General features: G+C 47.3%; 11 protein-coding genes. 4 read left to right on the forward strand and 7 right to left on the reverse strand.

What is annotated here, in order from left to right:
* Positions 1-228: 228 nt before the first annotated feature.
* The 4 genes from EII41_RS12180 to EII41_RS12195 form a co-directional block, all read right to left on the reverse strand.
* A complete protein-coding gene (locus EII41_RS12180) occupies positions 229-678 on the reverse strand; it encodes a DUF4372 domain-containing protein (protein ID WP_317615876.1) in 450 nt (149 codons plus the stop codon).
* A 215-nt stretch (positions 679-893) separates the two neighbouring features.
* Entirely contained in the window at positions 894-3,047 is a 2,154-nt protein-coding gene (locus tag EII41_RS12185) for a S9 family peptidase (protein ID WP_260425581.1), read from the reverse strand.
* A 60-nt stretch (positions 3,048-3,107) separates the two neighbouring features.
* A complete protein-coding gene (locus tag EII41_RS12190) occupies positions 3,108-3,953 on the reverse strand; it encodes a DUF4349 domain-containing protein (RefSeq protein ID WP_124790812.1) in 846 nt (281 codons plus the stop codon).
* 42 nt (positions 3,954-3,995) lie between these two features.
* Positions 3,996-6,086 (reverse strand): S9 family peptidase, encoded by a 2,091-nt coding sequence (locus tag EII41_RS12195; protein ID WP_124790813.1) that lies wholly within the window; start codon positions 6,084-6,086, stop codon positions 3,996-3,998.
* A gap of 190 nt (positions 6,087-6,276) precedes the next feature.
* Between EII41_RS12195 and EII41_RS12200 the strand changes: the two genes are divergently transcribed.
* Positions 6,277-6,972, forward strand: a complete 696-nt coding sequence (locus tag EII41_RS12200; RefSeq protein ID WP_260425582.1) for a Maf-like protein — start codon at positions 6,277-6,279, stop codon at positions 6,970-6,972.
* On the opposite strand, the gene EII41_RS12205 is transcribed toward EII41_RS12200, so the two are convergent.
* From EII41_RS12205 to gmd, 3 genes are all read right to left on the reverse strand, one after another.
* A complete protein-coding gene (locus EII41_RS12205) occupies positions 6,964-8,031 on the reverse strand; it encodes a GDP-L-fucose synthase family protein (protein ID WP_124790814.1) in 1,068 nt (355 codons plus the stop codon). The genes EII41_RS12200 and EII41_RS12205 overlap by 9 nt on opposite strands.
* Before the next feature lie 65 nt (positions 8,032-8,096).
* Positions 8,097-8,477 carry a GxxExxY protein gene (locus EII41_RS12210; protein ID WP_124790815.1) on the reverse strand — a complete coding sequence of 127 codons (381 nt, stop codon included), beginning with the start codon at positions 8,475-8,477 and terminating at the stop codon, positions 8,097-8,099.
* Positions 8,478-8,518: 41 nt separating this feature from the next.
* On the reverse strand, positions 8,519-9,598 hold the full coding sequence (gene gmd, locus EII41_RS12215) for a GDP-mannose 4,6-dehydratase (protein WP_124790816.1): 1,080 nt from the start codon (positions 9,596-9,598) through the stop codon (positions 8,519-8,521).
* Between the two features lie 556 nt (positions 9,599-10,154).
* Between gmd and EII41_RS12220 the strand changes: the two genes are divergently transcribed.
* The 3 genes from EII41_RS12220 to EII41_RS12230 all read left to right on the forward strand — a co-directional run bounded on the left by EII41_RS12220 (position 10,155) and on the right by EII41_RS12230 (position 11,893).
* The gene (locus EII41_RS12220; RefSeq protein WP_124752517.1) at positions 10,155-10,820 is read left to right on the forward strand and encodes a 50S ribosomal protein L25/general stress protein Ctc; all 666 of its coding nucleotides are present in this window, start codon (positions 10,155-10,157) and stop codon (positions 10,818-10,820) included.
* 93 nt (positions 10,821-10,913) lie between these two features.
* A complete protein-coding gene (pth, locus tag EII41_RS12225) occupies positions 10,914-11,477 on the forward strand; it encodes an aminoacyl-tRNA hydrolase (RefSeq protein ID WP_124790817.1) in 564 nt (187 codons plus the stop codon).
* 2 nt (positions 11,478-11,479) lie between these two features.
* Entirely contained in the window at positions 11,480-11,893 is a 414-nt protein-coding gene (locus EII41_RS12230) for an RNA-binding S4 domain-containing protein (protein ID WP_124790818.1), read from the forward strand.
* Positions 11,894-12,729 lie beyond the last annotated feature (836 nt).

Genomic DNA, 12,729 nt, shown 5'->3' on the forward strand with positions numbered 1-12,729 from the left:
ACGAAAATGGTTCATCGGACTATGGGATTTCCCCATAAATCTAAACCAAAAAGTTCCTATCGCGTAATCTGGGTTAAAGGAGTCATAAGCCCTGTCGAATATATAATAAGCATTTGGTTCATAATGGATTGAAGACATTGCCGTAGAATCGTACTTTGACGCGGTGGTTACAGTAGAGAAGGCAGGAACTTGTGCTTCGATGTCATATAAGACATGAGCCTTCACTCCTCATTTCTTACTTCGGAACTTTGCCCATGGGAATGTTGCAAGACATAACGGAATCGTTGTTGAATCAAACGCATATTTATTTCCTGAAATGTCAAGGATGTTGGTTGTCTTCTGGCAGGCTTCTTTCATCATATAGAATGCAAAGTCTTCGAAAATTCTGTAATCACGGTTCTGGTTGGCTGTGGCAAGAGTTGTCTTGGCTATTGGTCCACGACCTAACCCCGGCTGATATTGCTTAGCCCTATGTACCTCAAAAGCAACGATTAAGTCTCGTAGGCTCTCACGGTTACTCAGTTGCCCAAACATCATTGCGAGCATCTGATTCCAACAAGTGAAATGTTTCACATATCGGTTACCATTATACTTGCGAACATAGTTGTTGAACTGATTTCTGTTCAGAAAAGTGGTTAGTTGAGAGAAAACGTATTTATCTTGGAACATAGCAGCCATTTGTATTTGACTGCAAAGTTGCAAAATCAAGTCCGTTTCATTTTAATAAAACCGCATAATTGATTATATTTCAATAATCTCAAAGAACTATTTATCCACTTTTACGGGACAGTAGTGCTGATTGGTATATTCTCTCAGGCGAAGAGAGCAAAAAAGGGATGCCACTGAAAGACATCCCCTTTTTCTCTTATCTTCGATTGGTTGCCGATCCGGCTTTATTTGTTGATCCCTACCCTGTTCAGGATAAAGGCAAACTCGAAAGCCGTATCTTTGATACCGTCGTAACGACCGGTCGCGCCTCCATGTCCCGAATCCATGTTCATGTGCAAAATCAGGATGTTATCATCAGTCTTCATCGAACGAAGTTTCGCTACATACTTTGTCGGCTCGTGGAACAGCACTTGTGAATCGTTGATTCCTCCCGTTACAAGCATATTGGGGTAATTCTGCGCCTTGATATTGTCGTAAGGCGAATAAGAAAGCATATACTGATAAAACTCTTCCTCGTTCGGATTACCCCATTCTTCGTATTCGCCCGTAGTGAGCGGCAACGACTCGTCGAGCATCGTATTAATGACATCGACGAACGGCACTTGCGCCACAACTGTCTGATACAAGTCGGGACGCATATTCGCAACGGCTCCCATCAGCAATCCGCCGGCGCTTCCGCCCATAATCGCCAACTTATCGGACGATGTGTACTTTTCGCTAATCAGCATTTCGCTGCATGCAATGAAATCGGTAAACGTATTTTTCTTTTTCAGCAGCTTACCATCTTCGTACCACTGTTCACCCAGATCGCTTCCGCCACGTATCTGTGCGATACCGAACACGAAGCCCCGGTCGATCAGACTGTAATAGCTTGTGCTGAAATACACGTCGGAACTGCTCCCATAACTGCCGTACGAATAAAGCAAAGCGGGATTCGAACCCTCTTTCTTCAATCCTTTCTTATATACGATGGCCATCGGCACTTTCACACCGTCGGGAGCCGTAGCCCAGAGACGCTCTACCGTATAATCGTCGGGGTTGAAACCGGAAGGAATCTCCTGCTCTTTGAGTTTAGCCGTCTCGCCGTTTGTAACCGTATATTCATATAATGTAGTCGGACGGTTCAGCGAAGTGTACGTATAACGAACAGTCGTTGCATCGTATTCGGGATTTCCGCCCAACCATGCCGAATAAACGGGTTCGGGAAACGCGATCGTTTTCGTTTCACTTCCGTCGAGCGGTTTGATATGAATTTCAGCCAATCCGTTCTTACGCAGCTCCAATGCCACGTAGTCTTTCAACACATCAATGCCTTCAATACGGACATCCTTATCGTGTGGAACGAACACCTTCCACGTCGTACGGTCTTCGTAGCCCACGAGCGGCGCTTCATAAATCATGCCGTTCAGATTCTCTTTATCCTTATAGCGTACAAAGAACTTGTCTTTGTGCGGATACACACTGTATTCCACATCCTGCACGCGAGGCATGAATACTTTAAACGCGTCGGTCGGATGATCGGCCGAGACATAACGCGTTTCAGAGGTCGTCGAACTTCCCGACATAATAAAAATGTGTTCTCTTGTCTTACTGCCCGAAACATAGGTTCTAAAACGTGCGTCCGTTTCTTCATAAATCAATTCGCCCTCGGAGGCGTCGAGCATCTGACGATAGATTTTCGACGAGCGTAATGTTTTATCGATCACACTGTAGAATAACGTTTTGTTATCGTTCGCCCACGCCATCGAGGCTGCTCCGGTGACTTCGAAACCGACCGTCTCGCCCGAAGCAAGGTCTTTGATCTTCATCGTAAATTCAGCGTACGAACCGGTTTCATTATAAAAATACGCGGCCTTGCTGTTATCCGGACTGATGGAATAACCGCTGAAGATAAAAGCCGGTTTGCCCTCCGCCATCTTGTTGATGTCGAAAATGATTTCTTCGGGCGCGTCCATCGTGCCTTTTCGGCGGCAATGCGTACGATATTGCTTGCCTTTTTCGGTACGACTGTAATAGTAATAACCGTTTTTGAACGACGGATAACTTTCGTCGTCTTCTTTCATCCGGCCGAGAATCTCATCGTAAATGATCTGCTGAAGAGCTTTCGTCGATGCCATCACCGTATCGGTATACGCATTTTCGGCTTTCAGATAATCAATTACTTTGAGGTTATTCTTGTCTTTCAACCAAAAATAATGGTCGATACGCTGCTGCCCGAAGTTCGTAAACGTATCGGGCATCACTTCCGCAACAGGAAATGCGGGAAAATCGGATTGTTTCAAAATTTCAACTCCTTCTTTTTTTACATTGTTACACGAGGTAATAGCTAATAACAAGGTTACCGCAAGCAACCATTGATGATTCCATTTTTTTTTCATATATATCGCAGAATTTGAATAATTCATAAGCCCAAATACTTTTCCCGGATCACACGAAGGTTATACATTGTTTTTGGAGGTTCTTTTCCTTCGCTTTCTGAGTTGTAGGACAATCACCCATCCGACGAAGACGCACAAGAATATCGCCCAAAGATTCACCACGACAAGAATGCCCTGCAACAAGCAATCCCATCCGTTTCGGAAGGCCTCTTTCAATTCATACCCGAATCCGGTGGCTATGACGGATGACATCTCATAAAATTCGACAGTAAGGGTACTGAACGTCAATTGATTGGTCAAATAACGTAAACGTCCTTCGGCCGATTCAATGTCGGCTCTTAAAATACCGATCTGTTCTTCGATCTTCAAGATTTCATCGATCGTATGGGCGCGCTTGAGCAGTTCCTGATAACGGTTTTCGAGTTCTTTCTTGGTCTTGATACGAGTATCCAGATCGATATATTCCTGCGTTACATCCAAGACTTCGATATGTTTGTAAACAATCTTATCGGCTCCGGAAGAGATTTTACCGAGCAGCGTATCAAAGTTTTCGGCCGGTACGCGAACGATAACGGTATAGCTTACGCGATCATGGTATTCATTCCGGTTATCGTTCGATACATATCCTTTCGTTTCAGTCACCGCATGTTGAATCGCCGCGTGAGTTTTCTTCGCATCCGACGTTTCGAAACGAAGCACCCCCGTCTTTGTCAACTTCCTTTCATACGAAACGGGAGCTACGAAGTCTGCCGTTTTATTCGTTACGGTAGAAGAGACTTCGTCAGTTGCCATCTCCTCCGAAAGAGCTACTCTCTCATACGCTTCCGCATTTCCTCCCGACTGCCCGCAAGCAGACCAGAGGATTCCTCCCAACAGCACGAAAAAGATACGGATACCGGCTTTCATACCTGTTCGCTACGAAATAACTTTCTTTTTCTTCGTTCGATATTATTTCACTTTCAAATGCTTATCGAACCATTGGAAGAATTCACGCTGCCACACAATTCCGTTCTGCGGACTGAGCACCCAATGATTTTCGGTCGGGAAGATCAGCAAGCGGCTCTCGACACCAAGCATCTGTGCCGTATTGAACGCTGCCATTCCTTGCGAATAAGGCACGCGGAAGTCGCGTTCGCCATGAACCACCATGATCGGAGTGTTCCAGTTTTTCACGAGATGGTGAGGCGAATGAGCGAATGAGTTCTGAGCCACTTTATTCTCCTTATCCCAAGGTGCGCCTCCTTTTTCCCATTCTTCAAAAAACATTTCTTCTGTTGTCGGGTACATAAACTCCATGTTGAAGATCCCGCAATGTGCCAGAAACGCTTTGAAGCGTCCTTTATGCGTTCCGGCCAAATGAAAGACGGAATACCCTCCGTAGCTTGCTCCCATCGCACCGATATGTTCGGCATCGGCCCACGGCTCTTTGCTGATCGCATCAATAGCCGCAAGCAAATCCTGCTCGTCCTGCTGACCGTGATTCTTCGAAATGGCATCGCACCATTCCTGACCGGAGCCGGAAGTTCCACGACGAGCGGGTACGACTACGACATAACCTTGTGACGCCATCAGCATATAATTCCAGCGATAACTGAACGACGGGCCGAGTACACCCTGAGGCCCACCCGTACACATGAGTAGCAACGGGTATTTCTTCGACGCGTCGAACTTGGGAGGATAGACTACCCATGTGACCATTTGCTTATTGTCGGTGGTGGTGATCAAACGTTTCTCGAACGTCGGGAGGTTCAGCTTATCCATCAGTTCCTTGTTCACGAATGAAATCTCTTCTGCCTTTCCATTGGCCGGGTCGACGCGGAATATTTCGGCCGGATTAACATGCGTCGTACGTGTTACGATCAGTTTGTCGCCGGCAAGCTGCACATGCTGATAGTCATGATCGCCCTCGGTAAGCTGTTTGAAGATTCCGCTCGCTACATCGAATGCGAACAACTGATGAGCCTCTTTGATCGGAGCTGTCAGATAAATCGTTTTACCGTCTGCCGTCCATTGAAGCGACGAAGGACTCGCATCGAGCGCTTCGGAAACATCTCTCATCTCACCGGTCGGCCAATCCATCAACATCATACGCTCCTTATCAGCTTCGAAGCCGCCGCGACGCATGCTCGACCAGAGTAATTGTTTACCGTCGGGCGAGAATTTCGGATTTTTATCGTAGCCCGGCATATCGGGGGTAAGGAGTCGCGTCTTTTTATCGGCCAACGTATATACATACAGATTGGAATTTGTCTGGAAAGCATACTCTTTGCCGGTCAGTTTTTTGCAGGTATAAACAATCGTCGTTCCGTCGGGGCTCCATGTAATTTCTTCCGTACCGCCGAAAGGCCGCGTCGGAGCATGGTACGGCTCGCCGGGCATAATATCTTCTACCGCTTTCACTTTACCACCCACAAGGTCTCCCACGTAAATATGATTGTAATTACCGTCTTTCCAGCTGTCCCAATGACGATACATCAGATCGTCGTAGACATAGGCATTGGCTTTGTCCAAATCGTCGTAAAGCTCAGCCCCCGTGCATTTTTCGATTTTAGTAGCAATAACAAACAGCACCTTGTCTTCGGCCGGAGCATAGATAAATCCGTCGATGGACTGCTCTATATCGGACACTTGCGTTTCGGCTCCATTCTCCGGATCGATGTTCCAGAGCTTACCGTCGCGCAAGAAAGCGATCGCCTTGCCCGAAGGAAGCCATGCCAACGCCCCTTCGCGGGCGGCCGTCCGTGTAAGCTGTTTCTTGTTTGCTCCGTCGGTATCCATCACATACACCTCCGAATTGCTTTTGTTTTCGGGGATACTGTAATACGTAACGGTATAAGCCACACGTTTGCCGTCGGGCGAAACGCACATATTCCCTACCCGTCCGAATGCCCACAATACTTCGGGAGACATTTGTCCGTTCTCAATCTTCACATCAGGCTGTCCGATAATCGATGTACCGGATGCCTGTTCCTGCTTCTGTTCTACGCTGCTGCATGCCATCATTGCTGCCATGGTGCACACTGTTGCTATTTTTTTCATTGGTATAATGTTTATTTACGACCGTAAAAGTACGAAAGGATTTGGGAAAAACAAAACGAGTCCTTACTTTTGCTTCCCGTAACACGAAGATATCGATAATATAATGTATCTGGAAACAAAACTTTTGTCTCTGCGCGCGGTCTTCGCAATCATGAAACACGGACAATCGTCTGCCCAATAACGATACGAGATGGCTGATAATTATCTGGAAAAACAGTTCGCCGCGTACGAAGCACGGAAAGCCGCGTGGAAAAAGGGACATAAACATACGGGAACTACCCCGAAGCCGGTTACAAAGACCCTGCCGACCCGACATAAAATCATTCTGGCATCGGCCTCGCCGCGACGCCGGGAGCTGCTGAAAGGATTGAACCTCGATTTTGAGGTGCGCCTGATACCCGATATCAACGAATCCCATCCCGCCGGTCTCGCTCCGGAAGAAATCCCCTGCTTTATCGCTCGCGAGAAAGCGAAGGCTTACCTCCCGGACATGAAACCCGATGAGCTGATCATTACCGCCGATACGATCGTCATCCTCGACGGAGGTATCCTTGAAAAGCCGAAAGACCGGGATGACGCGATACGGATGCTGCACCGGCTTTCGGGGCGGAAACACAAAGTCGTGACGGCTGTCGTGCTGACTTCGCGCGAAAATCAAAACGAGTTTTCCGTGACATCTGTCGTTGATTTCGCCGAATTGTCCGATCAGGAAATTACGTTCTATGTCGATACGTACAGACCTTTCGATAAGGCCGGCGCGTACGGCATTCAGGAATGGATCGGTTACATCGGCGTGCGCGGCATCGAAGGATCGTTCTACAATGTGATGGGTCTGCCGGTACAACGACTCTATCAGGAGCTCAGAACGATGGGAGAGTTACTGTAAATACCACCGATACATCCGTTCCACCCCTTCTTCTATTTCAATCCGATGATGCCATCCAAGGGCATGCAGCTTCGAGACATCGGTCAGTTTGCGCATCGTGCCGTCAGGTTTTGAAGCGTCGAAAGTAAGTGTTCCGCGATAACCTGCGGTACGGGCGACGAGTTCCGCCAATTCGCGGATGGAAATTTCCTTGCCCGTGCCGATGTTGATATGACAGTTACGGACTTCGTCCGCGTCGCCCTTCAAATCATCAAAGTCGACATGCTCCATGATATAGACGCAAGCATCGGCCATCTCTTTACTCCAAAGGAACTCGCGCAAAGGACGTCCCGTGCCCCACAGCGTTACCCTCGAAGGACTGATGCCGTATTTCGCGAGGAGTCGTAGGATGGCTTCGTCGCTTCCCGTCCCGTCTTCCCCTTCGACGGGACGTTTGGCCAAGTCGGCACGCACCGCATTTATATCCTTCTCTCCCAAATATTTTGCAAGATGGATTTTGCGCACCATCGCCGGTAAGACATGACTGCGTTCAAGATCGAAATTATCGTTAGGGCCGTACAAGTTCGTCGGCATCACAGCTATATAGTTCGTGCCGTATTGCAGATTAAAACTCTCGCACATTTTCAAGCCGGCGATTTTGGCTATCGCATACGGTTCGTTCGTGTATTCGAGCGGAGCGGTCAGGAGCGCCTCTTCTTTCATGGGTTGCGGTACGTCGCGTGGATAGATGCATGTGCTTCCGAGAAACAGCAACTTCTTCACACCGTGCCGGTAACTCTCACCGATGACATGTTGCTGAATGCCCAGATTACGATAAATAAAGTCGGCACGGTACCGGTTGTTTGCCACAATCCCGCCGACATAAGCGGCTGCGAGAAAGACATATTCGGGCCGTTCGTCGTCGAAGAAACGACGCACGGCCGCGCCATCGAGCAGATCGAGTTCATCGTGCGTACGTCCGATCAAGTGGGTATACCCTTTCTGTTGCAGGTTGTTCCAGATGGCCGATCCCACCAGTCCACGATGCCCGGCCACGTATATTTTGGATGATTGGTTCATGTTTCTTCTATTTTTTTACCACAAGTTACACAAAAAAATACACAGGTTGCACAAAAGAAAATTTATTATAATGCCCCGTTAATGAACCGATATACCCCTTTGCCCATATAAGGAACATTAAAATTAATCAGCAAACCAAGTTTACAGCCTGACAATTTGAGATACGTTAATAGCTGAGCTTTATGCACATCCGTTATCATCTCTACTGCTTTTAACTCAACAATAACTTTATTTTCAACGCATATATCAATCCGATAGCCTTTATCTAAGTAAATACTTTCATAAATGATAGGAAGTTCTTTTTGTTCTTCTACTATCAGTCCCTGCTTGCGTAGCTCATATGCCAGACAAGTTTCATAAGCACTCTCGAATAATCCGGGTCCCAATTCTTTATGAATCTTGACTGTTGCAGCAAATATTATTTTAGCAATCTCATTTTCGTGCATCTCCTATTTATTCAACTTGTGAAACTTGTGGTTAATTTACCCTATATTTTGTCTCTTCTTATTCCTAGCTTCCCCACTCCCTTCAAATCATGTTCCACCATCATTTTCACTAAACGCTCGAACGATGTTTTGTTCGGGTTCCAGCCCAGCAATGTTTTTGCTTTTGTCGGGTCGCCGAGTAACTGTTCCACTTCGGCCGGACGGAAATATTTCGGATCGACTTCGACGAGTACACGTCCCGTCTTTCCGTCGATTCCTTTTTCTTCTATGCCCTCGCCTTCCCAACGCAATTCGATCCCGGCTTCTTTAAAAGCCAGCGTACAGAACTCGCGCACGGTATGCATCTGTCCCGTGGCAATCACAAAATCTTCGGGCTGATCATGTTGAAGCATCAGCCACATACATTCCACATAATCCTTGGCATATCCCCAGTCTCGACGCGCGTCGAGGTTGCCCATATACAGCTTATTCTGCAGCCCGTGTGCGATACGTGCCGCGGCAAGGGTGATTTTGCGTGTGACGAACGTCTCTCCACGCCGCTCGCTCTCATGGTTGAACAGAATACCGTTTACGGCAAACATCCCATAACTCTCGCGGTAATTCTTCGTAATCCAAAAGCCGTACTGCTTGGCCACCCCATAGGGTGAGCGCGGATAGAAAGGAGTCGTCTCCTTCTGGGGCACTTCCTGCACGAGTCCGAACAGTTCGGACGTCGAAGCCTGATAGATACGTGTCTTTTGCTCCATCCCGAGGATGCGCACGGCTTCCAACAGGCGAAGTGTTCCGAGAGCGTCCGCATCGGCCGTATATTCCGGCACATCGAAGCTCACTTTCACATGACTCTGCGCGGCGAGATTATACACTTCGTCGGGCTGTGTCTGCTGGATAATCCGCACCAGCGAACTACTGTCGGTCATATCGCCGTAGTGCAGGTTTATCAGACGCTGTCGCTTCATATCACGCACCCACTCATCAAGGTACAAATGTTCGATCCTTCCTGTATTGAATGACGAAGAACGGCGAAGAACGCCATGTACTTCGTATCCCTTTTCAATCAAAAACTCGGCCAGAAACGAGCCGTCCTGCCCTGTGATACCTGTAATTAATGCTGTCTTTTTCATCGAATAGAATAAAATAATTACGAAAGCAAAAGTACACGAAATATTTCGTCTTTCAAGCAGACCGGAAAAAATCGCAAGAGAAAAAAAGCATGATTTGTAACGCGCTTCTTTGCAACGGTACAACGTCTTTTTTCAAAAGAGTCTATGCAATTTCCTTGAGGTACAAGTTGCGAATCCGATACTTATCGGATTTTTTTCTATGCCTATCGGATCTGAAACCGATGCTTATCGGATTTCATTGCTTTGACAGACACCTTGTCCTTTTTGTTTGGTACGATGGATAAGGCATATTTTCGAGCGTGTTAAGGTTCGTGGAAACTTGGTCTTTTCCGGCTTGGAAAGCATCTTTCCCGAAGGTGACATCCAGATGCCGGCCGAGGAGTGGATGGAGGACACTTCCTTAGAACTTTACGTGGTTGCCCTTTCTTTCCGTTACCCGCCGAATGATTTTCCGGTATTTTTCTTATCTTTGCGGCGCTTTTTGAAAGGCCTGTCGTCGTGTGATGGGAAATTAGGAAGCAGAAACTAATTTTGAGTAACACAATTTTTTAGAAAAATGAAAACGTTTGAATTGAAAGGAACGCCGCGGGAGCACCTCGGCAAGAAGATGTCGAAAGACCTGCGTAAACAAGGTATGATTCCGGCCGTTTTGTATGGTCAGGAGCCTGTTGCATTGCCCTACACGGGAAAGATGAACGCAGGAGAGAAACTGGTAGAAATCGGAGACGGTAAGGGAATCATTGTTACGGACTTTTCCGTATCGTTCGACGGAGTGCGCAAATTGATCTATACGCCGGAAATCCATCTGGTTTCGATCGAGATGGGCGACGGAAGAAAAGTGAATGCTATCTTGAAAGAGATTCAGTTTCATGCCGTTTCGGATGCGATTTTGCATTTGGATTTTCAGGAAGTCTTTGCCAACAAACCGATCGAAATGCACGTTCCGGTAGCATTGACCGGACACGCGGTCGGTGTAAAAGCCGGTGGTAAGTTGACGCAGGCCATGCGTAAGCTGAAAGTGAAAGGGCTGGCAGAACAGATTCCGGAGAAATTGACGGTCAATGTCGATCATTTGGAGTTGGGCAAAACCATCAAAGTAGGCGAATTGCAGTTTGATCATGTAGAATTGATCAGTCCGAAGAATGCAGTCGTATGCGCGGTGAAGATGACACGTGCCGCACAGAGTGCTGCCGGAGCTGCGGCCGCTGCAGCCGGAAAATAAGAAAAGCGATTGCTTTTGTAAACAAAGAGGGAGGAGATGTTTTTCGAAAGAGACATGCTCCTCTTTTTTAATGATTCTTTTTCGAGTAAAGTAATGAAACATCTGATTGTCGGGTTAGGAAATATAGGCGAAGAGTACTGGGGTACGCGCCATAATATCGGTTTCCGTGTAGTCAACGCACTGACCGAAGCAGCCGGCGCGCACTTCACGGAAGAGCGTTACGGAGCCGTGGCGCGTTTTCGTGTGAAGAATGCCGAACTTGTCGTCTTGAAGCCAAATACATTTATGAATCTGAGCGGCCATGCCGTACGTTACTGGTTGCAAAAAGAATCCGTCCCCATCTCCCAACTGCTTGTAGTAGTAGACGATCTGTCGCTTCCGTTCGGCACGTTACGACTGAAACCGAAAGGAAGTGATGCCGGACACAACGGGTTGCGGAATATCAAAGAATTGCTCGGCACGGAAGCGTATGCCCGCCTCCGTTTCGGAATCGGGAACGACTTTCCACGCGGCCGACAGGTCGATTATGTTCTGAGTCCGTTCACCGACGAAGAACTCGACCAAATGCCGGACTGCGTAAAACTCGCAACCGAGATGATACGCAGCTTCTGCCTTGCCGGACCGGATATAACCATGAATCAGTTTAACCGCCGATGAAGATGGAAGAAGTCAGAATCGATAAGTGGATGTGGGCCACGCGTATTTTCAAGACACGCACCATCGCGGCCGACGCATGCAAAAAGAATCGCATCGCCATGGGAGGAGTGAACGTAAAACCGTCCCGAATGATCAAGGTCGGCGACATCATCGAAGTGCGTAAGCCTCCGGTCACATTCTCGTTCAAGGTGCTTCGTCTGACCGAAAACCGCATGGGTGCCAAATTAGTGCCCGAATATCTCGAAAACATCACTCCGCCCGAAGAGTACGAGAAACTGGAACTAAACCGGATCTCCGGCTTTGTAGACCGGGCCAAAGGATTGGGACGCCCCACAAAAAAAGAGCGCCGCGAGCTGGAACAATTTACAAGTTTCGATATAACCGACGACTTCTTCTGGAACGACGAAGAACCATAGACCGTGCTAAAATATAACTTTTTCGAGCTAATTTGAGAGGGGTAACTGACAAAAAGTTCTTCCTATTCAAAATTATTACTGTCCGGTAAACGTATTCAAAACCTTATTCCTCTTGGTTTTGATAGTGAACAAGCCCCTTTTTGCCAAATAACAATGGTTGTCCGGTAAAAATTGTATCTCCACTTTACAATAGAACAAAACTGCACGTGATTTCATTTTAAACGCAATATAATGGGCATATAAACCCTTTTCATGTGTTTTTAGTTTCTTTGTACGATTGGTATACCGGCTGTCCGGTAAACTTAAATCCAGATTCCGCAATAGAACAAATCATAATGAATTTCATTCAGGCCTTCAGCCCTGCGAACAAGGTCCGGATGTCGGCGGGATGGGGCTGAAATAATCCGGGCTTTCAGCCCTTGTATGCCCTGCGGGCGTTGAGTTGTTGGCCGGCTGAAGGCTGATTGCCGTAAAAGCCCTGAAAGGGCGCCTTAATTCAGCCCAATGAGAAGCGTTGGGGAAAAAAGCATCGTATTTCGGCGGAGGGCTGTAAGCCTGACATAATGAATGGTCAAGTCAGTCAATGTTCAGCGGTCAGGCCTTCGGGCATTGATTTGTTGAATTGTTTGCCGTGTAGTGTTCGCCCTTCGATGGCGTGAATATGAACATCCCCCCTTCCCCCCTTCAAAGGGGGAAAAGCAAAGCTAAGGGGGAATACGTGGTACACGCCGAACCATGTACCCGGCATGACAATTAACAATTGACAATTAACGAACTATATTAATACGCAAATAAAATGAGGACAAAAATTCGACCATAACTTAGAGCCTGTTTAA

This window comes from Tannerella forsythia, assembly GCF_003860135.1.
In the GTDB taxonomy this organism is placed as follows: domain Bacteria; phylum Bacteroidota; class Bacteroidia; order Bacteroidales; family Tannerellaceae; genus Tannerella; species Tannerella forsythia_A.